The sequence below is a fragment of the Variovorax saccharolyticus genome (assembly GCF_030316765.1).
In the GTDB taxonomy this organism is placed as follows: domain Bacteria; phylum Pseudomonadota; class Gammaproteobacteria; order Burkholderiales; family Burkholderiaceae_C; genus Variovorax; species Variovorax saccharolyticus.
The window spans coordinates 847,370-869,896 of the sequence record NZ_JASZYT010000002.1 but is presented as its reverse complement, the minus strand read 5'-3'; the positions used below and the strand labels follow the sequence as shown (position 1 = coordinate 869,896).

The 22,527-nt window shown below is 67.8% G+C and carries 30 protein-coding genes; 3 read left to right on the top strand and 27 right to left on the bottom strand.

The window, feature by feature from the left end:
• The first annotated feature begins 29 nt into the window (after positions 1-29).
• A complete protein-coding gene (locus QTI45_RS10245) occupies positions 30-1,193 on the top strand; it encodes a trypsin-like peptidase domain-containing protein (protein WP_286369111.1) in 1,164 nt (387 codons plus the stop codon).
• A gap of 27 nt (positions 1,194-1,220) precedes the next feature.
• On the opposite strand, the gene tatC is transcribed toward QTI45_RS10245, so the two are convergent.
• The 9 genes from tatC to QTI45_RS10200 all read right to left on the bottom strand — a co-directional run bounded on the left by tatC (position 1,221) and on the right by QTI45_RS10200 (position 6,060).
• Positions 1,221-2,021: a twin-arginine translocase subunit TatC gene (gene tatC / locus QTI45_RS10240; protein WP_286654255.1), complete on the bottom strand. Its 801-nt coding sequence runs from the start codon at positions 2,019-2,021 to the stop codon at positions 1,221-1,223.
• 59 nt (positions 2,022-2,080) lie between these two features.
• Positions 2,081-2,539 carry a Sec-independent protein translocase protein TatB gene (gene tatB, locus QTI45_RS10235; protein WP_286369109.1) on the bottom strand — a complete coding sequence of 153 codons (459 nt, stop codon included), beginning with the start codon at positions 2,537-2,539 and terminating at the stop codon, positions 2,081-2,083.
• Positions 2,540-2,552: 13 nt separating this feature from the next.
• On the bottom strand, positions 2,553-2,801 hold the full coding sequence (tatA, locus tag QTI45_RS10230) for a Sec-independent protein translocase subunit TatA (protein ID WP_286369108.1): 249 nt from the start codon (positions 2,799-2,801) through the stop codon (positions 2,553-2,555).
• A gap of 65 nt (positions 2,802-2,866) precedes the next feature.
• Positions 2,867-3,226, bottom strand: coding sequence for a histidine triad nucleotide-binding protein (locus QTI45_RS10225; RefSeq protein ID WP_286369107.1), 360 nt, complete (start codon positions 3,224-3,226; stop codon positions 2,867-2,869).
• Entirely contained in the window at positions 3,216-3,605 is a 390-nt protein-coding gene (locus QTI45_RS10220; protein ID WP_286654254.1) for a DUF4870 family protein, read from the bottom strand. The genes QTI45_RS10225 and QTI45_RS10220 overlap by 11 nt, the downstream gene beginning before the upstream one ends.
• Before the next feature lie 14 nt (positions 3,606-3,619).
• Positions 3,620-4,003, bottom strand: a complete 384-nt coding sequence (locus QTI45_RS10215) for a phosphoribosyl-ATP diphosphatase (protein ID WP_286654253.1) — start codon at positions 4,001-4,003, stop codon at positions 3,620-3,622.
• Entirely contained in the window at positions 4,000-4,401 is a 402-nt protein-coding gene (gene hisI, locus QTI45_RS10210) for a phosphoribosyl-AMP cyclohydrolase (RefSeq protein ID WP_286504841.1), read from the bottom strand. The genes QTI45_RS10215 and hisI overlap by 4 nt, the downstream gene beginning before the upstream one ends.
• A gap of 16 nt (positions 4,402-4,417) precedes the next feature.
• Positions 4,418-5,197: an imidazole glycerol phosphate synthase subunit HisF gene (hisF, locus tag QTI45_RS10205; protein WP_286654252.1), complete on the bottom strand. Its 780-nt coding sequence runs from the start codon at positions 5,195-5,197 to the stop codon at positions 4,418-4,420.
• 23 nt (positions 5,198-5,220) lie between these two features.
• Positions 5,221-6,060, bottom strand: coding sequence for a D-hexose-6-phosphate mutarotase (locus QTI45_RS10200; protein WP_286654251.1), 840 nt, complete (start codon positions 6,058-6,060; stop codon positions 5,221-5,223).
• Positions 6,061-6,149: 89 nt separating this feature from the next.
• Between QTI45_RS10200 and QTI45_RS10195 the strand changes: the two genes are divergently transcribed.
• Both QTI45_RS10195 and QTI45_RS10190 read left to right on the top strand, forming a co-directional pair.
• Positions 6,150-7,457, top strand: a complete 1,308-nt coding sequence (locus tag QTI45_RS10195; protein ID WP_286369101.1) for a dicarboxylate/amino acid:cation symporter — start codon at positions 6,150-6,152, stop codon at positions 7,455-7,457.
• Between the two features lie 9 nt (positions 7,458-7,466).
• Entirely contained in the window at positions 7,467-8,405 is a 939-nt protein-coding gene (locus QTI45_RS10190; RefSeq protein WP_286654250.1) for an amino acid ABC transporter substrate-binding protein, read from the top strand.
• Positions 8,406-8,410: 5 nt separating this feature from the next.
• On the opposite strand, the gene hisA is transcribed toward QTI45_RS10190, so the two are convergent.
• From hisA to QTI45_RS10100, 18 genes are all read right to left on the bottom strand, one after another.
• On the bottom strand, positions 8,411-9,151 hold the full coding sequence (gene hisA, locus QTI45_RS10185) for a 1-(5-phosphoribosyl)-5-[(5-phosphoribosylamino)methylideneamino]imidazole-4-carboxamide isomerase (RefSeq protein ID WP_286369099.1): 741 nt from the start codon (positions 9,149-9,151) through the stop codon (positions 8,411-8,413).
• Positions 9,152-9,276: 125 nt separating this feature from the next.
• Positions 9,277-9,927, bottom strand: a complete 651-nt coding sequence (gene hisH, locus QTI45_RS10180) for an imidazole glycerol phosphate synthase subunit HisH (protein ID WP_286369098.1) — start codon at positions 9,925-9,927, stop codon at positions 9,277-9,279.
• Between the two features lie 16 nt (positions 9,928-9,943).
• The gene (gene hisB, locus QTI45_RS10175; RefSeq protein WP_286369097.1) at positions 9,944-10,573 is read right to left on the bottom strand and encodes an imidazoleglycerol-phosphate dehydratase HisB; all 630 of its coding nucleotides are present in this window, start codon (positions 10,571-10,573) and stop codon (positions 9,944-9,946) included.
• Positions 10,570-11,661: a histidinol-phosphate transaminase gene (gene hisC / locus QTI45_RS10170; RefSeq protein ID WP_286369096.1), complete on the bottom strand. Its 1,092-nt coding sequence runs from the start codon at positions 11,659-11,661 to the stop codon at positions 10,570-10,572. Before hisC ends, hisB begins: the two co-directional genes overlap by 4 nt.
• Before the next feature lie 7 nt (positions 11,662-11,668).
• A complete protein-coding gene (locus tag QTI45_RS10165; protein WP_286654249.1) occupies positions 11,669-12,049 on the bottom strand; it encodes a hypothetical protein in 381 nt (126 codons plus the stop codon).
• The gene (locus QTI45_RS10160; RefSeq protein ID WP_286654248.1) at positions 12,016-12,573 is read right to left on the bottom strand and encodes a WcaF family extracellular polysaccharide biosynthesis acetyltransferase; all 558 of its coding nucleotides are present in this window, start codon (positions 12,571-12,573) and stop codon (positions 12,016-12,018) included. The genes QTI45_RS10165 and QTI45_RS10160 overlap by 34 nt, the downstream gene beginning before the upstream one ends.
• On the bottom strand, positions 12,570-13,898 hold the full coding sequence (gene hisD, locus QTI45_RS10155; RefSeq protein WP_286369093.1) for a histidinol dehydrogenase: 1,329 nt from the start codon (positions 13,896-13,898) through the stop codon (positions 12,570-12,572). Before hisD ends, QTI45_RS10160 begins: the two co-directional genes overlap by 4 nt.
• The gene (gene hisG, locus QTI45_RS10150) at positions 13,895-14,533 is read right to left on the bottom strand and encodes an ATP phosphoribosyltransferase (RefSeq protein ID WP_286369092.1); all 639 of its coding nucleotides are present in this window, start codon (positions 14,531-14,533) and stop codon (positions 13,895-13,897) included. The genes hisD and hisG overlap by 4 nt, the downstream gene beginning before the upstream one ends.
• Positions 14,530-15,816 (bottom strand): UDP-N-acetylglucosamine 1-carboxyvinyltransferase, encoded by a 1,287-nt coding sequence (gene murA / locus QTI45_RS10145; protein ID WP_286369091.1) that lies wholly within the window; start codon positions 15,814-15,816, stop codon positions 14,530-14,532. The genes hisG and murA overlap by 4 nt, the downstream gene beginning before the upstream one ends.
• Positions 15,817-15,834: 18 nt before the next feature.
• On the bottom strand, positions 15,835-16,077 hold the full coding sequence (locus QTI45_RS10140; RefSeq protein WP_286654247.1) for a BolA family protein: 243 nt from the start codon (positions 16,075-16,077) through the stop codon (positions 15,835-15,837).
• Between the two features lie 285 nt (positions 16,078-16,362).
• Positions 16,363-17,127, bottom strand: coding sequence for an ABC transporter permease (locus QTI45_RS10135; RefSeq protein WP_286654246.1), 765 nt, complete (start codon positions 17,125-17,127; stop codon positions 16,363-16,365).
• A complete protein-coding gene (locus QTI45_RS10130) occupies positions 17,127-18,074 on the bottom strand; it encodes an ABC transporter ATP-binding protein (protein ID WP_286369089.1) in 948 nt (315 codons plus the stop codon). The genes QTI45_RS10135 and QTI45_RS10130 overlap by 1 nt, the downstream gene beginning before the upstream one ends.
• 298 nt (positions 18,075-18,372) lie before the next feature.
• The gene (locus tag QTI45_RS10125) at positions 18,373-18,645 is read right to left on the bottom strand and encodes an STAS domain-containing protein (RefSeq protein ID WP_286369088.1); all 273 of its coding nucleotides are present in this window, start codon (positions 18,643-18,645) and stop codon (positions 18,373-18,375) included.
• A gap of 7 nt (positions 18,646-18,652) precedes the next feature.
• Positions 18,653-19,306 (bottom strand): MlaC/ttg2D family ABC transporter substrate-binding protein, encoded by a 654-nt coding sequence (locus QTI45_RS10120; RefSeq protein WP_286369087.1) that lies wholly within the window; start codon positions 19,304-19,306, stop codon positions 18,653-18,655.
• Between the two features lie 130 nt (positions 19,307-19,436).
• Positions 19,437-20,183 (bottom strand): MlaA family lipoprotein, encoded by a 747-nt coding sequence (locus QTI45_RS10115; RefSeq protein WP_286369086.1) that lies wholly within the window; start codon positions 20,181-20,183, stop codon positions 19,437-19,439.
• Entirely contained in the window at positions 20,180-20,671 is a 492-nt protein-coding gene (mlaD, locus tag QTI45_RS10110; protein ID WP_286654245.1) for an outer membrane lipid asymmetry maintenance protein MlaD, read from the bottom strand. Before mlaD ends, QTI45_RS10115 begins: the two co-directional genes overlap by 4 nt.
• Positions 20,672-20,705: 34 nt before the next feature.
• Positions 20,706-21,488 carry a lipid asymmetry maintenance ABC transporter permease subunit MlaE gene (gene mlaE, locus QTI45_RS10105; protein WP_286369084.1) on the bottom strand — a complete coding sequence of 261 codons (783 nt, stop codon included), beginning with the start codon at positions 21,486-21,488 and terminating at the stop codon, positions 20,706-20,708.
• Positions 21,485-22,309 carry an ABC transporter ATP-binding protein gene (locus QTI45_RS10100; RefSeq protein ID WP_286654244.1) on the bottom strand — a complete coding sequence of 275 codons (825 nt, stop codon included), beginning with the start codon at positions 22,307-22,309 and terminating at the stop codon, positions 21,485-21,487. Before QTI45_RS10100 ends, mlaE begins: the two co-directional genes overlap by 4 nt.
• Between the last annotated feature and the right edge of the window lie 218 nt (positions 22,310-22,527).

Genomic DNA, 22,527 nt, shown 5'->3' with positions numbered 1-22,527 from the left:
AATCGGTGCTTTCTTCCCCTGTCTTTTTCATGAAACGCACCTGGCTGCTGTTCGCCCAAGCCGTAACCGTCCTGCTCGCGGCCTATTTCGTCGTCGCGACCCTCAAGCCCGAGTGGCTGAACCGGCGCGCCGGCCCGCTCACCGGCCTGGTCTCGGTGATCGAGGCCCCCGCCGCACCGGCCGGCCTCGTGACCGCCGGCAGCCTCAGCGCGGCCGCCAAGAAAGCCTCGCCCGCCGTGGTGAGCATCAACACCAGCAAGGCGGCCCAGCGCTCGCAGCGCAGCAACGACCCGTGGTTCCGGTTCTTCTTCGGCGACCAGGGCGCGGACCAGCCGCAGGTCGGCCTCGGCAGCGGCGTGATCGTCAGCGCCGACGGCTACATCCTCACCAACAATCACGTGGTCGAGGGAGCGGACGAGATCGACGTCACGCTCAACGACAGCCGTCACGCGCGCGGCAAGGTGATCGGCACCGACCCGGACACCGACCTCGCGGTGCTCAAGATCGAGCTCGACAAGCTGCCGGTGATCGTGCTGGGCGACTCCGATGCGCTGCAGGTCGGCGATCAGGTGCTGGCCATCGGCAACCCCTTCGGCGTCGGCCAGACCGTGACCAGCGGGATCGTCTCGGCGCTCGGGCGCAACCAGCTCGGCATCAACACCTTCGAGAACTTCATCCAGACCGACGCGGCCATCAATCCGGGCAACTCGGGCGGCGCGCTGATCGACGTCAACGGCAACCTCGAAGGCATCAACACCGCGATCTACTCGCGCTCGGGTGGCAGCATGGGCATCGGCTTCGCGATCCCGGTGTCGACCGCCAAGCAGGTGCTCGAGGACATCGTGAAGGCCGGCAAGGTCACGCGCGGATGGATCGGCGTCGAGCCGAACGATCTGTCGCCCGAACTGGCCGAAACCTTCGGCGTCAAGGCGAGCGCCGGCGTGATCATCACCGGCGTGCTGCAGAACGGCCCGGCCGCCAAGGCCGGCCTGCGGCCCGGCGACGTGATCACCGGCGTGGGTGACAAGAGCATCGGCAACAGCCAGCAACTGCTGAGCGCTGTCGCCGGCCTCAAGCCGGGCACGGCGTCGCGCTTCGTGCTGCAGCGCGGCAGCGACAAGCTGGAACTGGACATCACGCCGGGCCTGCGGCCCCGCTCGCTGGTGCGCCGGTCGCCGACCGACACCGAGTGACCCTGCTCCGGCCCTCGGGCCGGGAGATCAGGTCTGGGCCGAGTCGGTGCTGCTCTCTTCGGGCGGCTTGCTGAACTTGGTGAAATAGCGGGCGCCGATGATGCCGACCTCGTACAGCAGGCACATCGGGATCGCCAGCGCGAGCTGGGAGACCACGTCCGGCGGTGTCAGCACCGCGGCGACGACGAAGGCCAGCACGATGAAGTAGCCCCGGAACGCGCGCAGCTTCTCGATCGTGACGAGCTCGAAGCGCACCAGCAGCATCACCACGATCGGCACCTGGAAAGCGACGCCGAAGGCAATGTAGAGCGACAGGATCGCCTCGACGTAGGACGAGATGTCGGGCGTGGCGTTGACCGACGGCGGCGTGAACTTCTGGATGAAGCCGAACATCTTGTCGAGCACGAAGAACTGCACGAAGGCGATGCCGCCGTAGGCCAGCAGGCTGCCGAAGAAGATCAGCGGCAGCGCGAACTTCTTCTCGTGGCTGTAGAGGCCGGGCGCAATGAACATCCAGGCCTGGTACATGAGCCAGGGCAAGGCGAGCAGCACCGCCGTCATGGCCAGCACCTTGAGCGGCACGAAGAAAGGCGAGAAGACGCCGATCGCGATCAGCTTGGCATCGGGCGGCATGTGGGCGCGGATCGGCACCGCGATCATGTCGATCAGGCCGGCCGGCCCGGGCCAGATGGCCAGCAGAACGCCGGCCACGACCAGGCCGTAGACGCAGTAGAGCAGGCGGTCCCGCAGCTCCATCAGGTGCTGGACGAAAGGCTGCTCGGTGCCGGCCAGTTCGTCTTCTTTGTTCTTGTCGGTGGGGTCGGCCATGTGGGGACGCTGCAGTCAGGCTCGGCGCACGCTGCGCGCGGCCGTTTCGCGAGTTAGCGCTAGTTGATTTTGTGAGGGCGGTAGCGGGCCACGCGCGCAGCGCCCGACAGCGCCTTGGTGCGCACGCCGTTGCGCGCCTTGTACCACTGCGGCGTGGCGCCCTGCTTCAGGCGCCAGTTCTTGCGTGGATGCTTGTACTCGGGGAAGGAAGGGGTCGTGTCGGACAGTTCCGAGAGCGTCTGCCCGCTCTCGGAGAACTGCTTCTCGAAGTCGCTGGCGCCGGACTGGATGCTCTGCTCGACGTCGCGCGCCGCGTCCTGCACCGTGTCCTTCATCTTGCGCAGCTCGTCGAGGTCCATCGAGCGATTGACCTCGGCCTTGACGTCTGCCACGTAGCGCTGCGCCTTGCCCAGCAGGGTGCCGACCGTGCGCGCCACGCGCGGCAGCTTCTCCGGCCCGATGACGATCAGCGCCACGGCGCCGATCAGGGCCAGCTTCGAGATGCCGAGATCGATCACGGAGTGGTCTGGCTCAGGACTTCTGACGCGCTTCGACGTCGATCGTCGACTTGTCGGCGGTGCTGTTGCCAGTCACCTGGGCGTTGGGGCCGGTGGCGGTGGGCGTGGCTGCGTCGGCCGTGGCGCCGTCCTTCATGCCGTCCTTGAAGCCCTTGACGGCGCCGCCCAGGTCGGAGCCCATGTTGCGGAGCTTCTTGGTGCCGAAGATCATGACGACGACGAGCAGCACGATCAGCCAGTGCCAGATGGAAAGTGAACCCATGGATTACTCCTGAAGAATGAGTCGGATTTTAGTCGCCGGGAAATGACCGGCCGAAACGATGTCTTTCAGCCCCGCAGCCAGGGCCGCGGGCCGCCCATGACGTGCACATGGAGATGGTGCACCTCCTGCCCGCCCTCGGCGCCGGTGTTGACCACGATGCGGAATCCGCCTTCGGGGTAGGGGCGGCAGCCCTGCTCGACCGCCAGCCTGGGCGCCAGGGTCATGATCTTGCCGAGCAGCGCGGCGTCGTCGGGTGTCACCTGCGCCATCGACGGGATGTGGCGCTTGGGCACGATCATGAAGTGCACCGGCGCCCACGGCGCGATGTCGTGGAAGACGAACAGCTCGTCGTCCTCGTAGACCTTGCGCGACGGGATCTTGCCGTCGATGATTTTGCAGAAGACGCAGTTCGGATCAGAGGACATTGCCGGTTTCCATGGAGCGGCCCGCGTTCATGCGCACCATCCCCTTGACGATGCGATAGAGGAACCAAAGCGAAATCAGGGCCCAGGCGATCCAGCCGGGCACCAGGAACAGCAGCCACAGCCAGGAGGTCACTAGGTACAGCACGCCGGCCCAGAGCACCGAGCGGATGCGCCAGCTGAAGTGCGAGGCCTGCCAGGTGCCGGCGGCATCCTCGCGCTTGACCAGGTCGATCACCAGCGCGATCACCAGCAGGCCGATCGACGCCTGGGCGCCGGGCAGCACCGCGCCGACCGCCACCACCAGGTGCAGGATGTAGCTGACCCAGCCCCAGGTCTTGAGCGAGTCGTCGGGCTCGATGGTCACGATGTCGTTGGGCATGGCGTGCGCTCCTTTCAATCGTTGGAAGCTTCGCGATCCTGCGCCTTGCGCAGGGCCTTTTCCTCGATGCCGCTGGTGCCCTCGCGACGCTCGAGTTCGGCGACCACGTCGGCGGGCGAGAAACCGTAGTGCGCGAGCGCCACCATGCTGTGGAACCAGAGATCGGCCACTTCGTTCACCACTTTCGCGCGGTCGCCGCCGTGGTCGGCGTCCTTGGCGGCCATCACGACCTCGGTGGCCTCCTCGCCGATCTTCTTGAGAAAGGCATCCGGGCCGCGCTGCAGCAGGCGGGCGACATAGCTCTTGTCGGGGTCGCCGCCGCGCGACGGCAGGCGGCTTTCGATCACGGCCGCCAGGCGCGCCAGGGCGTCTTCGGCGTTGCGGGGTTCGGTGCTCATCTTGGGGACGATGTGTAGATCGAGGCCGGGTCTTTCAAGACCGGCTCGGTCGCGACCCACTGGCCGTTCTCGTACTTGCTGAAGAAGCAGCTGTGGCGGCCTGTATGGCAGGCAATGCCGGGCTCGTGGCCCTGCTGCGTGACCTTGAGCAGCACCACGTCGTTGTCGCAGTCGATCCGGATCTCGTGCACGGTCTGGACGTGGCCGGATTCCTCGCCCTTGAACCAGAGCTTCTGGCGCGAGCGGCTGAAGTACACGGCGCGGCCGAGTTCCGCCGTCCTGGCCAGCGCCTCGCGGTCCATCCAGGCGAACATCAGCACGTCGTTGCTGCCCTGTTCCTGCGCGATCACCGGCACCAGGCCGTTGGCGTCCCATTTCACTTCATCTAGCCAGTTCATAGCGGGCTATTGTCGGTCACAGACGCACCGGGATGCCGCGCGCGGCCATCTGCCGCTTCGCTTCGCCGACGGTGAACTCGCCATAGTGGAAGATGCTCGCCGCCAGCACGGCGTCGGCGCCGCCGGTCTGGATGCCGTCGGCCAGGTGCTCCAGGCTGCCGACACCGCCCGAGGCGATCACCGGCACGCTGACGGCGTCGCTCACGGCCCGCGTCAGTTCGAGGTCGAAACCGCTTTTCGTGCCGTCGCGGTCCATGCTGGTCAGGAGGATCTCGCCGGCGCCGCGGCGCGCCATCTCGACCGCCCACTTCACGGCGTCGAGGCCGGTGTTCTTGCGCCCGCCGTGGCTGTAGACGTCCCAGCCCGGGCCGCGCGTGGCAGCGTCCTCGGGCGAGCGCCGCTTGGCGTCGATCGCCACCACGATGCACTGGGCGCCGTATTTCTGCGAGGCATCCTCGATCACCCGGGGATCGGCGATCGCGGCCGAATTGAAGCTGGTCTTGTCGGCCCCGGCATTGAGCAGCCGGCGGACATCGGCCACGGTGCGCACGCCGCCGCCGACGGTCAGCGGGATGAAGACCTGGGAGGCCACCGCCTCGATGATCGGCAGGATCAGGTCGCGGCCGTCGCTGGTGGCGGTGATGTCCAGGAAGGTGAGCTCGTCGGCGCCCTGTGCGTTGTAGCGGGCCGCGATCTCGACCGGGTCGCCGGCGTCGCGCAGTTCGACGAAATTGACGCCCTTGACGACGCGGCCGCCGGTGACGTCGAGGCAGGGAATGATGCGTTTGGCGAGCATGGTGTGGTTCAAGCGAAAGGGGTTCAGGCGACCTTGAGCTGTTGCCAGCCCTGCCACTGGCCGCCGGGCGCCAGCAGCACGGATTCGTCGATGCGGGCGGCTTCGACGCAGAGCATGTGGCGCCAGCCGTCGTCGGGCAGGTCGTCGAGCTTGGCGGCGAGCAGCGGGCCCGGGTTCCAGACCACGGTCTCGGTGCAGCTCGCGCTTTGCGAGATCTCGAGTGTGCCCGAAGGCTGGACCAGCCGCAGCGGCCGGGCGGGCGCGGCGTAGACGCTGTCGAATTCGCTGCCGAAGGCCAGCGCCGGTGCCATTTCGACATGGCGGTCGTCGCGCACCGCATCCCAGCGGTTGGCGCCCTGCAGGCCTTCGAGCCGGGCCTCGGTGGCTTCGTCGACCCGCAGGTAGCTGTGGAGCGCCGCCGCGAAGGACCAGGGCTCGCCGCCCAAGTTGTCGATGGTCAGCGCGACGCGCAGCGAACGCGCGGCCAGCGTGACGGCCAGCCGGGCCCGGAACGCGTGCGGCCAGAGCGCCCGCGTGGCGGCGTCGTCGCGCAAGGCCAGCACGACGGTGTCGAGCCGCTCGTCGGTCTGCGGCTCGGCCGTCCACGGCAGGTTGCGGGCGAAGCCGTGCTTGGGCAGCGGGCCGCGCTGGTTGAACTGCGGCCAGCAGACCGGGATGCCGCCGCGGATCGGGCTCTGGCCGTCGAAGCGGGCCTCGGGGCTCAGATAGAGGCGCTCGACGCCATCGGCCGTGGTCCACGACAACACATGAGCGCCGTGCAGCGCTACAGTGCAACTGTCGCCGCCGGGCAGCGCCAGCCGCACGGCCGGCTGGCCACGAAAGACGAGGGCTTGGAGGGTCATGGCCCGATTCTAGGTTTGGCCGGCGCTTGCGGTTTCGGATCGGCGACACGGATCCCGCTTCAGAACAACTCGCAACGAGGAGCGCCTCCATGAGAAGGAAACTGCCGCCGGCCGCCTGGATCCTGATCGCGATGCTGATCGGGATCGTCATCGGCTACATGGTCTTCACCAACTTCCCGAACAAGAAGACCGCCGCCGAGATCGCGGGCTACATCTCGATCATGTCGGACGTGTTCCTGCGCCTGATCAAAATGCTGATCGGGCCACTGGTGTTCTCCACCCTGGTCGTCGGCATCGCCCACATGGGCGACGCGGCTGCCGTCGGGCGGGTGTTCGGCAAGGCGCTGGGCTGGTTCATCACCGCCTCGCTGGTGTCTCTGTTGCTGGGCCTGTTGATGGCCAACCTGCTGCAGCCGGGCCACGACCTCGGGCTGCCCCTGCCCGAGATCGGGTCCTCCGCCAACCTCGCCACCTCCAAGTTCACGCTCAAGGATTTCGTTGGCCACGTGGTGCCGAAGTCCTTCGTCGAGGCCATGGCCAACAACGAGATCCTGCAGATCGTGGTGTTCTCGATGTTCTTCGGCGTCGCGCTGGCCTCGCTCGGCGAGAAGGCCCGCACGCTGGTCAACGCGATCGAGGAGCTGTCCCACGCCATGCTCAAGATCACCGGCTACGTGATGAAGCTGGCGCCGCTGGCGGTGCTGGCCGCCATGGCGGCCACGATCGCGGTCAACGGCCTGGGCATCCTGCTCAAGTTCGCGGTCTTCATGGGCGGCTTTTACCTGAGCCTGTTCATCCTGTGGGCGCTGCTGGCCCTGGCCGGATTCGTCTTCCTCGGGCCGCGCATCGTGACCCTGCTGAAGCTGATCCGGGAACCCTTCCTGCTCTCGTTCGCCACCGCCAGCTCGGAGGCGGCCTACCCCAAGATCCTCATCGCGCTCGACCGCTTCGGTGTCAAGCGCAAGATCTCCAGCTTCGTGATGCCGATGGGCTATTCGTTCAACCTCGACGGCTCGATGATGTACTGCACCTTCGCGGTGCTGTTCATCGCCCAGGCCTACGACATCCCGCTGTCGCTCGGCACCCAGCTCACGATGCTGCTGATCCTGATGCTGACCTCCAAGGGCATGGCCGGCGTGCCGCGCGCCTCGCTGGTCGTGATCGCCGCGACCCTGAACCAGTTCAACATCCCCGAAGCCGGGCTGCTGCTGATCCTCGGCGTCGACACCTTCCTGGACATGGGCCGGTCGGCCACCAACGCGGTGGGCAATTCGATCGCCACGGCGGTGGTCGCCAAGTGGGAGGGCGAACTGCTCTCCGAAAGCGACGCCGCGGCCAATGCGCGGGCCATGGACGTCGAAAGCGCCGCCACCCTCGCCCACCCGGCGCATGCCTGAGGCCCCGGGATGAGCGCCGTCCGGGCCCTGGCAACCACCGCCGCGCTGCTGGCAGCACTGCTGGGGCCGGCGCCGGCCGCGTTCGCCCAGTCCGATCCGACGCCGGCGACGCCGGCCGCGCTCAGCGGCACGCTGGCCAAGGCGCGGGCGGCCGGCGCGGTCGTGATCGGCTACCGCGAATCCTCGGTGCCGTTTTCCTTCCTGTCGCCGCGCAAGGAGCCGATCGGCTACTCGATCGAGCTGTGCAAGGCGGTGGTCGAGGCGATGGGCGATGCGGTGCACAAGACGCTGGAGATCCGGTGGCTGCCAGTGACCGCCGAGACCCGCATCGATGCCGTGGCCAACGGCCAGGTCGATCTCGAATGCGGCTCGACCACCAGCAATCTGGAGCGCCAGAAGCGGGTCGCCTTCTCGCCGACGCTGTTCGTCTCGGGCACCCGGCTGCTGGTCAGGAAAGGCTCGCCGGTCCAGTTCTTCCGCGACCTCGCCGGCAAGCCGGTGGCCGTGACCGCCGGGACCACCAACGAGAAGACGATGCGCGAGCTGTCGGCGCGCTTCAAGCTGGGCCTGGAGCTGGTGGTTTCGCGCGACCACGCCGAATCGTTCGCGCTCGTGAAGTCCGGCAAGGTGGAGGCCTTCGCAACCGACGAGGTGCTGCTGTACGGCCTGATCGCGCAGGACCGGGGCAGCGCCCAGGGCCCGACCGACTACCAGGTGGTCGGCGACTTCCTGTCCTACGACCCCTACGGCGTGATGTACCGCAAGGACGATCCGGAGATGGCGAAGGTGGTCAACGACACCTTCCAGGTGCTGGCCGAGGACGGGGAGATCGAGCGCCAGTACAAGCGCTGGTTCCTGCGCAAGCTGCCCACCGGCAACAGCCTCGATCTGCCGATGAGCCCGCAGCTGGAGACGATCCTGCGGGCGATGGCGATCAAGGCCGAGTAGTCTGCCTAGACTGCGAGCTCGTCGGCCCGGGCCTGGGCGGCGGCGAAGTCCAGGTCGCCCGAATAGATGGCGCGGCCGCAGATGACGCCTTCGATGCCGTCGGGCTCGACCGCGCACAGCTTGTCGATGTCGGCCATGTTCGAGAGCCCGCCCGAGGCGATCACGGGGATCGTCAGCGCCTGCGCCAGCCGCACGGTGGCGTCGATGTTGATGCCCGACAGCATGCCGTCGCGGCCGATGTCGGTGTAGATGATCGACTCGACGCCGTAGTCTTCGAACTTCTTGCCCAGGTCGGCAACCTCGTGCCCGGTCAGCTTGCTCCAGCCATCGGTGGCGACCTTGCCGTCCTTGGCGTCCAGGCCGACGATGATGTGGCCGCCGAAGGCGCTGCAGGCGTCCTTCAGGAAGCCCGGGTTCTTGACCGCCGCGGTGCCGATGATGACGTAGCGCAGGCCGTCGTCGATGTAGCGCTCGATGGTGTCGAGGTCGCGGATGCCGCCGCCCAGCTGCACCGGGATGTCGTCGCCGACCGCCCTCAGGATCGCCTTGATCGCCGCGTGGTTCTGCGGCTTGCCGGCGAAGGCGCCGTTCAGGTCGACCAGGTGGAGGCGGCGGGCACCGGCTTCGAGCCACTTGCGCGCCATCGCGGCCGGGTCTTCGCTGAAAGTGGTGGACTGGTCCATATCGCCTTGCTTGAGGCGAACGCAGTGGCCATCTTTGAGGTCGATCGCAGGAATGAGGAGCATGGTGGTGCGGGATTGCGTGGCGTACGGAGGAATCGGGGACGATGGGCGGAAGAAAGCGCGATGGTACTCAACCCGGCAGGCCCGCGCGCACGGGCCCGGGCCGAACGGTGGAAGCGTTCAGTGCGTCAGGGATTCCAGTGGAGGAAGTTTCGATAGAGCTGCAACCCGTGGTCCGCACTCTTCTCCGGGTGGAACTGGGTGGCAAAAATATTATCGCGTGCCAGGGCGGCGGTAAAGCGCCCACCGTAATCGGCCTCGCCGGCGCTGTGGGCCGGATCGGCGGGCGCGGCATAGAAACTGTGGACGAAATAGAAGTAGCTCTGGTCGGGCACGCCGGCCCAGACCGGGTGCGAACGCGTCTGCGACACCTGGTTCCAGCCCATCTGCGGCACCTTGTAACGGCTGCCGTCCGGCTGCAGCCGGCCTTCGAGCTCGAACTTCCGGACGTCGCCGGGAATCAGTCCCAGGCCGTCGGTCGGGCCTTCGTCGCTGTGCGACAGCAGCATCTGCATGCCGACGCAGACGCCGAACAGGGGCTTGCCGGCGGCGGCCTCGAGCACCGATTCGAGCAGGCCGGAATCGGAAAGCTCGCGCATGCAGTCGGGCATGGCACCCTGCCCCGGCAGCACCACGCGGGTGGCGCGGCGGACCACATCGGGATCGGAGGTGACGAACACCTCGACGCCGACCTGGTCGGCAGCATGCTGCACGGCCTGCGACACCGAGCGCAGGTTGCCCATGCCGTAGTCGACAACGGCGACGGTATTGGAGCTCATGCGGCGGCCGGGCAGATCAAAGCGAGCCCTTGGTCGAGGGAATGACGCCGGCCGAGCGCGGATCGAGCTCGAGCGCCGCCCGCAGCGCCCGTGCGAAGGCCTTGAACACGGTCTCGCACTGGTGGTGCGCGTTGACGCCCTTGAGGTTGTCGATGTGCAGCGTCACGAAGGCGTGGTTGACGAAGCCCTGGAAGAATTCGTAGGTCAGCTGGCTGTCGAATGTGCCGATCATGCCGCTGGTGAAGGGCACATCCATGACCAGGCCCGGGCGGCCCGAGAAATCGATCACGACACGGCTCAGCGCCTCGTCGAGCGGCACGTAGGCATGCCCATAGCGCCTGATGCCCTTCTTGTCGCCGACCGCCTTGGCCACCGCCTGGCCCAGCGTGATGCCGACGTCTTCGACCGTGTGGTGGCCGTCGATGTGCAGGTCGCCCTGGCAGTCGATGTCGAGGTCGATCAGGCCGTGGCGGGCGATCTGGTCGAGCATGTGGTCGAAGAAGCCGATGCCGGTCGCGAGTTTCGCGCGGCCGGTGCCGTCGAGGTCGACCTTGACCGTGATCTTGGTCTCTGCCGTGTTGCGCGTGACGGACGCCGCGCGCGCGCCGGTGGCAATGACGGCTTCGGGTGCCAGTGGGGTGTTCATAGTGAGGCTTCGAGGGCTGCGAGCATCTGCGCGTTCTCGTCGGCGGTTCCGACCGTGAGGCGCAGGCAGTTCGCGAGCAATGGGTGCATTTTAGAAACGTTCTTGACCAGCACGCCGCGAGCCTTCATTCCGTCGAAGGTCTTTGCCGCGTCGGGGACCCGGATCAGGATCATGTTGGCTTCGCTCGGCCAGCTCCGGACCGATGGCAGCAGGGCCAGCCGCTGCACCACGACGGCGCGCTGGCTGCGGATCTCGGCCGCCTGGGCGTCGAACAATTCGGCGTGCTCGAGCGCGAACAGCGCGCACTCGCAGTTGAGCACGCTGATGTTGTAGGGCGGGCGCACCTTGTCGATCTCCGCCACCAGCGCCGCCGGGCCCATCAGGTAGCCCAGGCGGGCACCGGCGAGGCCGAACTTGCTCAGCGTGCGCATCAGCAGCACGTGGCCGTGGCGCGCCACGCGGTCGATGTAGCTGCGGCCGGCGAAGGGCTGGTAGGCCTCGTCGATGACCACCAGCCCGCCCTGGGCGCCCTGGGCCGCGACGATCTTCTCGATCACGGCGTCGTCCCAGAGGTTGGCGGTCGGGTTGTTCGGGTAGGCCAGGAAGACGATGGCCGGCTTCTCGCGGGCGATGGCGTCGAGCATGGCGCCCTCGTCGAGCTCGAAATCGGCTGAAAGGGGAACGCCGACGAAGCGCAGGCCCTGCAGCTGGGCGCTCATGGCGTACATCACGAAGCCGGGCACCGGCGCCAGGATCGCGGCACCGGGCAGGTCGCAGGCGATCGCCAGCAGGGAGATCAGCTCGTCGGAGCCATTGCCGAGCATCAGCGAGAAACCGTCGGGCAGGCCGGCATGCGCCGCCAGCGCGCGCTGCAGGTCGGCGCCGCGATCGCCGGGATAGCGGTTCAGCGCCAGCGCGCCGAGGCGCTGGCCGAGCGCGGCCTGCAGCGCCGGCGGCAGGCCGTGGGGGTTCTCCATGGCGTCGAGCTTGATCAGGCCGCGGGCGTCCTGCACCGCATAGGCGTGCATGGATTGGACGTCGGCGCGGATCCGCGCCAGTGCGCGGCGGGTGTCGTCGGTAGCGGTCATTCGGTGGTCAGGGGTTGCAGCGATAACTGTTTCGCATGGCGGCCGAGAGCACCAGCTGCACCGGCATGTCGGCCTCGTAGCTGTCGGCATTGCGCGCCAGCTCGGATTGGTAGAGGGAGCGCGCCATGGCCGGCTCGAGCCGGCGGCCGTCGATGCAGAACAGCGGCTTCTGGCCGGCGCGCCGCTCGGCGTCGTTGGCCTCGCGCAGGCCTTCCATGACGCCCACGAGGTAGTAGTTGGCGTAGAGCTTGCCGTCTTTCTCGTTGGCCTCGAGCGTGCGCAGTTCCCGGATCGACATCGCCTGGGCGAGCGTCGCCGACGCCAGCAGCAGCACGCCGGCGGCCCCGATGCGGATCAGTCGCGCGGGCGTGGCTTGATCAGCACGCATGGGTTCCCTGCAAAAACCGACCATCCCTCGAGGTCGCGGGTGACGACCGATCGGGCCCCCACCACGGCGCCATCGCCGATCGTGACGCCGGGCGCCACGAAGGTTTCCGCGGCCAGCCAGACGCCGTCGCCGACCTGGATGTCGTCCCAGATCAGCGGAAAGCTGGGCTGCTTGTAGTCGTGGGTGCCGGTGCACAGCCACACCCGCTGCGACACGCAGCTGTTCTTGCCGATGCGGACCTGGCCGTAGTTGTAGATCTCGACGCCCTCGCCGATAGCCGTGTACTCGCCGATCTCGAGGTTCCAGGGCATCAGGACCTTGACGCCGGAACTCACCAGGACCCGCTCGCCGATGCGGGCCCCGAAGAGCCGCAGCAGGAACAGACGCAGCGGCGAGAAGGCACGCGGTCCGGGGCGGCCGAGCAGGCCCCAGACCAGCATCCAGGCCGCACGGCGCAGCTTCTGGCCCAGGCTCCAGGGATGCCCGCGGCTGGTCTTGAGGTCCATGGCGCCCGGGGTGGTCATGGCTTCGGGCTGCGCAGGCGCATCTCGGCGGCGCGTGCGTGCGCCTGCAGGCCTTCGCCGTGGGCCAGCACCGAGGCCACGTGGCCGAGTGCCTGGGCCCCCTCTTCGCTGACCTCGATCAGGCTCGATCGTTTCTGGAAGTCGTAGACGCCCAGCGGCGAGCTGAAGCGCGCCGTGCCGCTGGTAGGCAGCACGTGGTTCGGGCCGGCGCAATAGTCGCCCAGGCTCTCGCTGGTGAAGGCGCCGAGGAAGATCGCGCCGGCATGCCGCAGCAGCGGCTCCCAGCGGTGCGGCTCGCTGCTGCTGACTTCGAGGTGCTCCGGCGCGATGCGGTTGCTGATCTCGCAGGCTTCTTCCATGCTGCGCGTCTGGATCAACGCGCCGCGGCCGTTGAGCGAGGCGGCGATGATCTCGGCGCGCGGCATCGAGGGCAGGAGGCGGTCGATTTCCTGCTGCACGCGCTCGATGTAGGCAGCGTCGGGGCACAGCAGGATGCTCTGGGCGAGCTCGTCGTGCTCGGCCTGGCTGAACAGGTCCATCGCCACCCAGTCGGGCGGCGTGCTGCCGTCGGCCAGCACCAGGATCTCGCTCGGGCCGGCGATCATGTCGATGCCGACCGTGCCGAAGACCCGCTTCTTGGCGCTCGCGACATAGGCATTGCCCGGGCCGGTGATCTTGTCGACCTTGGGAATGGTCCGGGTGCCGTACGCGAGCGCGGCCACGGCCTGGGCGCCGCCGATCGTGAAGGCGCGCGTGACGCCGGCGACGTGGGCGGCGGCCAGCACCAGCGGATTCTTCTCGCCGCCCGGCGTCGGCACCACCATGATGATCTCGCCCACGCCGGCCACGTGCGCCGGCACCGCATTCATGAGCACGCTCGACGGATAGGCGGCCTTGCCGCCCGGCACGTAGATGCCGACGCGGTCCAGCGGCGTGACCTTCTGGCCCAGCAGCGTGCCGTCGGCATCGCGGTAGCTCCAGCTTTCGCCGCTGGCCTTCTTCTGGGCCTCGTGATAGGTGCGCACGCGCCGGGCCGCGGTCTCGAGCGCATCGCGCTGCTGCGCCGGCAGCGACTCGAAGGCAGCGCGCAATTCGGCTGCCGTGAGTTCCAGCGCCGGCATGCCGTCGACCTCGAGGCGGTCGAAGCGCCGCGTGTAGTCGAGCACCGCCTCGTCGCCACGCCGCTGCACGTCGGCGAGGATGTCGGCCACCACCTGCTCGATCGCCGCATCGGCCTCGGCCGACCAATGCAGGCGCGCCTTGAATTCGGCCTCGAAGTCGGCCGACGTGGTAGACAGGCGGACGGGAGCGGCTTTCAGGTTCATTTCGGAATGGCGGATGCGAAGGCGTCGACGATGCGGCGGATGGGCTCCTGCTTGAGCTTGAGCGCCGCCTGGTTGACCACCAGCCGGGCGCTGATGTCCATGATGCGCTCGACCTCGACCAGGTGATTGGCCTTGAGCGTGTTGCCGGTCGAGACCAGGTCGACGATCGCGTCGGCCAGGCCGGTGAGCGGCGCCAGCTCCATGCTGCCGTAGAGCTTGATCAGGTCGACGTGCACGCCCTTGCTGGCGAAGAACTCGCGCGCCAGGCCGACGTACTTGGTCGCCACCTTGAGCCGCGAGCCCTGCTTCACGGCCGAGGCGTAGTCGTAGTCGGCGCGCACCGCCACGCTCAGGCGGCAGGCCGCGATGCGAAGGTCGAGCGGCTGGTACAGGCCCTGGTTGCCGTGCTCGAGCAGCACGTCCAGCCCGGTCACGCCGAGGTCGGCGCCGCCGTACTGCACGTAGGTCGGCACGTCCGAGGCGCGCACCAGCACCACGCGGACATCGGGCCGGGTGGTCGCCAGGATCAGCTTGCGCGATTTCTCGGGGTCTTCGGTGACCTCGATGCCGGCGGCGGCCAGCAGCGGCAGGGTTTCCTCGAAGATGCGGCCCTTGGACAGCGCCAGCGTGATCACGGCTGCACCTCGGCCGGCCCCGCCACGCGCTCGATGTCGGCGCCGAGGCCGCGCAGCTTGCCTTCCATGCGGTCGTAGCCGCGATCCAGGTGGTAGATGCGGTCGACCAGCGTCTCGCCGTCGGCCACCAGGCCGGCGATCACGAGGCTGGCCGAGGCCCGCAGGTCGGTCGCCATCACGGTGGCGCCGGAAAGCTGCGCGACGCCCTCGATCACCGCCACCTTGCCGTCGGTCTGGATCTTGGCGCCCAGGCGCAGCATCTCGTCGACGTGCATGAAGCGGTTCTCGAAGATCGTCTCGGTCACGGTCGAGGTGCCCTCGGCGATCGCGTTGAGCGCCATGAACTGGGCCTGCATGTCGGTCGGAAAGCCCGGGTACTCGGTGGTGCGGAAGTTCTGGGCCTTGAGCCGGCCCTGGCTCTGCACCCGGATGCCGCCCTCGACCGCCGCCACCTGGGCGCCGGCTTCGCGCAGCTTCTCGATCACGGCATCGAGATGGTCGGCCCGGCCATGCTTGAGGAACACGTCGCCGCCGGCCGCGGCCACGGCGCACAGGAAAGTGCCGGCCTCGATCCGATCGGCCACCACCTGGTGCGTGCAGCCATCGAGGCGCTCGACGCCCTGGATGCGGATGCGGCTGGTGCCGTGGCCCTCGATCTTCGCGCCCATGGCGATCAGCATCTCGGCCAGGTCGGCGATCTCGGGCTCCTGGGCGGCGTTCTCGAGCACGGTCTCGCCCTCGGCCAGCGCCGCGGCCATCATGAAGTTCTCGGTGCCGGTGACGGTCACCATGTCGGTCGTGATGCGGGCGCCGTGCAGGCGTTTGCGGCCACCGCCGATGCGCGCCACCATGTAGCCGTGCTCGACCACGATCTCGGCACCCATGGCCTGCATGCCCTTGATGTGCTGGTCGACCGGACGCGAGCCGATCGCGCAGCCACCCGGCAGCGAGACCTTGGCCCGGCCGAAACGCGCCAGCAGCGGACCGAGCGCGAGCACCGAGGCCCGCATCGTCTTGACCAGCTCGTAGGGCGCCTCGGGCACCTCGAGCGAACGGGCGTCGATGCGCACCGTGCCGTTGTCGTCGCGCTCGGCGACGACGCCCATGTTGTGGACCAGCTTGAGCATGGTCGCGACGTCCTTCAGGCGCGGCACGTTGTGCAGCGTCACGGGACGGTCGGTCAGCAGCGCCGCGCAGAGCTCGGGCAGCGCTGCGTTCTTGGCGCCGGAAATGAGTACCTCGCCGCGGAGCTGGCGCCCGCCGCGAATCAGAAGTTTGTCCATGAGGATTCCAGCGGAAATCTAGCGGGTCTGGCCTGCCCACTCGGCAGGCGTGAAGGTTTTCATCGAGAGCGCATGCACTTCGTCGGTATGCATTTTCGCACCCAGGGTGGCATAGACGCGCTGATGCCGCTGGATGGGGCGCTTGCCCTCGAACTCGGCCGAGACGATGGTCGCGTACCAGTGGCGGCCGTCGCCCTCGAGCGTGATGTGGTCGCAGGCCAGGCCGGCCTGGATGATCGATTGGAGTTCGTCAGCTGTCATATTTGTTGCTCGCCCCCAGGTTGCCCGGCACTTCGTGTCCGGGCGCCCACCCCCTGCCGGGGGCAACACCAGCGGACTGGCAGAGCCAGATCCGCGGTGTTTCACCAACGGGCCTGGCTGCGCCGGCCGGGGAAACCGGCGCTGTGGTTGTTGTTCGGCTGCGCGCAGCGCGCCCGTTGGAGGGCAGTCGCGGAACCGGCTTCGCCGGGCCGCTGACTGCGCCCCCGGCAGGGGGTGGGCGCCTCGACACGCAGTGCGAGGCAACCTGGGGGCGAGCCATATTTTTCATCCGCGAATCTTGTAGCCGATGCGCAGCAGTTGGACGGCAATGGCGCTGACCACCAGCCAGGCGCTGCCGACGATCGCCAGGCTCAGCCAGGGCGACGCGTCGCTGACGCCGAAGAAGCCGTAGCGAAAGCCATCGATCATGTAGAAGAAGGGGTTCAGGTGGCTCACCTTCTGCCAGAAGGGCGGCAGCGAGCCGATTGAATAGAAGACGCCCGACAGGAACGTCATCGGCATGATCAGGAAGTTCTGGAACACCGCCATCTGGTCGAACTTCTCGGCCCAGAGGCCGGCGATCAGGCCCAGCGTGCCCAGGATGGCGGCGCCCAGGAAGGCGAACACCAGGATCCACAGCGGCGCCACGAAGCCCGGCATCGCGAAGAAGGCGGTGACGATGAACACGCCCAGGCCCACCGCCAGCCCGCGCACGATCGACGAGCCCACGTAGGCGAGGAACCAGCCCCAGTGGGACAGCGGCGTCAGCAGCACGAACACCAGGCTGCCCATGATCTTGCTCTGGATGATCGACGACGAACTGTTGGCGAAGGCGTTCTGCAGCACGCTCATCATCACGAGGCCGGGCACCAGGAAGGCCGTGTAGCTCACCGTGCCGAAGACCTTGACGTGGTCCTCGAGCACGTGACCGAAGACCGCCAGGTAGAGCACCGCGGTCAGGACCGGGGCGCCGACGGTCTGGAAGCCGACCTTCCAGAAGCGCAGCGTCTCCTTGTACAGAAGCGCGCGCCACCCAAGAGCGTTGATCATCATCTTGCGACCTCCAGCGGCGTCTGCTCGCCCGCCATGAGGTCGATGAAGACGTCCTCGAGGTCGGCCTTGCGCATCTCGACGTCCTCGACATCGAGCCCGGCTTCGCGGATCGCGGCCAGCAGCTGCTCGACCTCGTGGGCGTTCTGCGCCGGCAATTGGACGATGCGGCCCGTGATGCGGGCGTGCTGGGCGATCGCCCAGGGCAGCATGCCGTCGGTCTTGAAGCGCAGCACGTTGCTGGCGGCCGAGCGCAGCAGCTCGCTGGTGCGGTCGAGCGCGATCACCCGGCCCTGCTTGAGCATCGCGATCCGATGGCACAGCGCCTCGGCCTCTTCGAGGTAGTGGGTGGTCAGCAGCACCGTGCTGCCCTGCTTGTTGAGCTTGGCGACGAACTGCCACAGCGTCTGGCGCAGCTCGACGTCGACGCCCGCGGTGGGCTCGTCCAGCACGATCACCGGCGGTTTGTGGACCAGCGCCTGGGCCACCAGCACGCGCCGCTTCATGCCGCCCGAGAGCTGCCGCATGTTGGCGCCCGCCTTGTCGGCCAGGCCCAGGCTTTGCAGCAGTTCGTCGATCCAGGCGTCGTTGTTCTTGATGCCGAAGTAGCCCGACTGGATCCGCAGCGCCTCGCGGACATTGAAGAACGGGTCGAAGACCAGCTCCTGCGGCACCACGCCGAGCTGGCGGCGGGCCTGGGCGTAGTCCTTCTGGACGTCGAAGCCGTGGACACCGATGGCACCGCTGGTCGGGCGCGAGAGCCCGGCGAGCATGCTGATCAGGGTGGTCTTGCCGGCGCCGTTCGGCCCCAGCAGCCCGAAGAACTCGCCTTCCTCGATCTGGAAACTCACGTCGTCGACGGCGCGGAGCCCGGGCTTGCCCTGGCTTCGTTGCTGGCGTGAGGGAGGATAGGTCTTGGAGACCGACTGAAAGGAGATCGCGGGCATGAGAACAGAGCATTTTAAGCTCGCCCCCAGGTTGGCTCACTTCGTGTAGCCGCCCACACCCCCTGCCGGGGGCAACACCAGCGGCCCGGCGAAGCCGGTTCCGCGGTGTTTCACCAACGGCCGGCCTGGCTACGCCGGCCGGGGAAAACTGGCGCGATGTGTTGATCTACGGCGGCGCGCAGCGCCCGCCCGTTGGTGGGCAGTCGCGGAACCGGCTTCGCCGGGCCGCTGACTGCGCCCCCGGTAGGGGGTGGGCGCCCGGACACGAAGTGCCGGGCAACCTGGGGGCGAGCAACAGCTACGGCGCGGCGGGCAAAAGACCTGCGATTCCGTACAGCGCGGCGAGTTCGCGCAGGCGCGTCGGCAGGCCCTTGACCGCGAAGCCGCGGCCCAGCGCGCTGGACTCGCGCCGGCACTCGAGCAGCACTGCGAGCGCCGAGGAATCGAACTGGACCAGGGCGCTGGCATCGACCACGGTGGCCGTGTCGGTCTGCCCGGCCAGCCCCTGCTGGAGCATGTAGGCGCAGGCAGGCGCCTCGTCGTGCGTGAGTTTGGGTGGCAGCACCAGCATGGCCGGCTCAGCCCTTGCCGTTGCTCTTGTTGCGCGCCTCGAGCGCAGCGATCAGGCCATCGATGCCCTTGCTGTTGATCTGCTGCGCGAACTGGGTGCGATAGGTGTCGACCAGCCACACGCCGAGCACATTGATGTTGTAGATCTTCCAGCCACCGGCCTCGCCTGGCGTCTTTTCGAGCCGGTAGTCGAGCTGCACCGGGTCGCCGCTGCCCTTGACCTCGGTGCGCACCAGCACCTCCTTGTCGTCGGGCGAGCCGCGGAAGGGGCGCACGACGACCGTCTGGTCGCTGACCTGGTCGAGCGCGCCCGCATAGGTGCGCACCAGCAAGGTCTTGAACGCATCCTCGAGCCGCTTCTGCTGCTCCGGCGTCGCCTGGCGCCAGGCCGGGCCGACCGCGGAAGCCGTCATGCGCAGGAAATTCACGTTCGGCATGATCTTGGTGTTGACCAGCTGCATGATCTTGTCGATGTCGCCGGTCTTGATCGATTTGTCGGCCTTGATGGTGTCCAGCACATCGACGGACAAGCGCTTCACCAGCACATCCGGCGATTCGTCGGCAGCCTGGGCCGGCCGCACGAATCCGACTGCGGCGCCTGCCAGCAGCAGGCCTGCCAGGGCCAGGCGTCCGAAAGTCCGGCGTTGAAGAATCTGATTCATCGAGTCAATCCCTTGTAGTCAAAAGCAGGGCCAGCGCCCTGACGGTTTGGAGACCGCCCGGCCTCCAGGGTTCCATGGTGTGCACCGGGGCTGCAACCGAATGCAAGGGCCATAGCCCGCGGCGATGGCCCTAGTTGCCGTCGTCCGGCAGGTTTCCATCGTGAACCTCGCTGCGGCGACGCTGCAGGAAGGCGTCGCGCGTGAAGGTGTAACGGTCGAGTGCGGCGTCCTCGAGCAGCTGGCCCACCCTCAGCAGGTTGGCGCGGATGTCGACCAGGCGCAGAGCGTACATCGAATTGCGCACCGCGATGTCGGCGACAGAGTCGACCGGATCACCCATCACGTCCACCGGCAGCGCGACCGTGTCGCGCAGGGTCGACGGGCCCAGGAACGGCAAGACGATGTACGGGCCCGGCGGAACGCCCCAGCGGCCGAGAGTCTGGCCGAAGTCCTCGCTGTGCCGGTCGATGCCGATTTCGGTGGCAACGTCGAGGATGCCGCCGAGGCCGAACACGGTGTTGACGTTCACTCGCATGAAGGTCTGGGCGCTGTTCTCGAGTTTCAGCTGCGCCACGCTGTTGGCGAAGCTCCAGACATCCGAGAGGTTGCCGAAGAAGTTGTTCACGCCGGTGCGCACCGGCGAGGGCAGCACCTTGACGTAGACGGTCGCAGCCGGTTTCAGGATCGCGTCGTCGAGCGCGTTGTTGAAGCGATAGACCTGTCGGTTGAGCGGCTCCAGCGGGTCGGCGGGATTGGCGTTCGGGCCGGTCGCGCAGCCGGCGGCGAGAACGAGAACGCCGGTGGCGCAGGCGGCACGCAGGCCGGAGCCGATGCGGGCGCGCGCGGCCGAGCCGGCGAGAGTGGATCGTGGTGTCATTTCTTGTTGTTGGCGTTACCGGACGGCGTGCTTCCTTCTGCCGCCTTGCTGTACAGAAACTGGCTGATCAGGTTTTCCAGCACGACGGCTGATTGGGTATCGGTCACGACGTCGCCGGCCTGAAGGGTCTTTTCGTCGGCGCCGGCCTCGATCCCGATGAACTGCTCGCCGAGCAGGCCGCTGGTCAGGATCTTGAAAGAGCTGTCCTTGGGGAAACTGTAGCGATTTTGCAGCGCCAGCGTCACGGCCGCTTGAAAGTTCTTGTCGTCGAACGTGATGGATTCGACACGCCCGACCACCACGCCGGCGCTCTTGACCGCGGTCTGGGGCTTGAGGCCGCCGATGTTGTCGAAGCGCGCGGTCACCGCGTAGGTCTTCTGGAAGTTGAGGCCCAGCAGGTTGGCCGACTGCAGCGCCAGGAAAAGCAGCGCGGCGCCGCCGATCAGCACGAAAAGGCCGACCCAGATGTCATTGTTGGTACGTTGCATGTGTGCACTCTCTCTGAACGATGGGCGTGGGGCCCTAAATGCTGAACATCATGGCGGTCAGCATGAAATCGAGCCCGAGCACGCTGAGCGAAGCGACCACCACGGTGCGCGTCGTGGCGCGCGACACGCCCTCGGGCGTCGGCTGCGACTGGAAGCCCTGCAGCAGCGCGATGAAGGTCACGGCGATGCCGAAGACGATGCTCTTGACGACGCCGTTGCCGACGTCGCGCCAGACGTCGACGCCGCCTTGCATCTGGCCCCAGAAGGCGCCCGGATCGACGCCCAGCATCAGCACGCCGACCACGTAGCCGCCGATCACGCCGACCGCGCTGAAGACCGCCGCCAGCAGCGGCATGGTGATCACGCCAGCCCAGAAGCGCGGCGCCAGGATGCGTTGCACCGGATCGACCGCCATCATCTCCATGGCGCTCAGCTGCTCGCCGGCCTTCATGAGGCCGATCTCGGCCGTGAGCGAAGTGCCTGCGCGCCCGGCGAACAGAAGGGCCGCCACCACCGGGCCGAGTTCGCGCACCAGGCTCAGGGCGACCAGCAGCCCGAGCGCTTCGGACGAACCGTAGCGCTGCAGCGTGTAATAGCCCTGCAGCCCCAGCACGAAGCCGACGAACAGTCCCGAGACCGCGATGATCGCCAACGAATAGTTGCCGAGGAAATGGATCTGGTCCCGCACCAGCCCGAAACGGCGCAGGCTGCGCGCACCGCGCAACGCGAGCTGCAGGAACAGGCGCGCTCCAAGCCCGAGGTCGGCCAACTTGCCGCGCACGGCGAAGCCCACGTCGGCCGGCTTGTACCAGCTCATTCGCGCCCCCCCTGCGAGTTCCCGAAATCGGCCTCGATGCCGACCGCGGGGTAATGGAAATGCACCGGCCCCTCGGGCAGTGCATTGACGAACTGATGGACCAGCGGATCGGTGCTGACACGCACCTCCTCCGGTTTGCCCTGGGCCGCGATGCCGCCATTGGCCAGGATGATCACGTGATCGGCGATGCGGAAGGTCTCTTCGAGATCGTGCGACACGACCACGCTGGTCAGGCCCAGCGTGTCGTTGAGTTGCCGGATCAGCCGGGCCGCGGTGCCGAGCGAGATCGGGTCGAGGCCGGCGAAGGGCTCGTCGTACAGGACCAGGTCGGGGTCGAGCGCGATCGCCCGCGCCAGCGCCACGCGCCGCGCCATGCCGCCCGACACCTCGCTGGGCATCAGCTCGCGGGCGCCGCGCAGTCCGACCGCGTCGAGCTTCATGAGCACGATGTCGCGAATGAGACCTTCGGGCAGGCCGGTGTGCTCGCGCAGCGGAAAGGCGACGTTGTCGAACACGCTCATGTCGGTGAAGAGCGCACCGAACTGGAACAGCATGCCCATACGGCGCCGGGCCGCGTAGAGGGCGGCGGGCGCCAGCTTGCCCATGTCCTCGCCGTTGACCCGCACCTGGCCGCGGCGGGCCCGCACCTGGCCGCCGATCAGCCGCAGCACGGTGGTCTTGCCCCCGCCCGAAGCGCCCATCAGGGCCGTCACCTTGCCGCGCGGCACCGAGAACGAGACGCCGTCGAGGATCGCGCGATCACCGTAGCCGAAGACGACGTCGTGGAATTCAACGAGGGATGTGGAAGGTGCAGGGTCCATGGCAATGAAAAAGCCGGGGCGCCCCTGAGGACATCCCGGCTCGCGGTAACGCTCAATGATAAGGGAAGCACGAACCCTGCCCGTCTCAGAGAAATCTGATTGGAATGAGCGACAGGGCCGGTCAGGCCCGCGTGAGGGAGCGTGGGGGCCAGGTCAGGCCGGCGCCGGGCCGCCCCAAGGCGGCCTGCGGCCCCCCTCGGGGGGCAGCCACTACACGC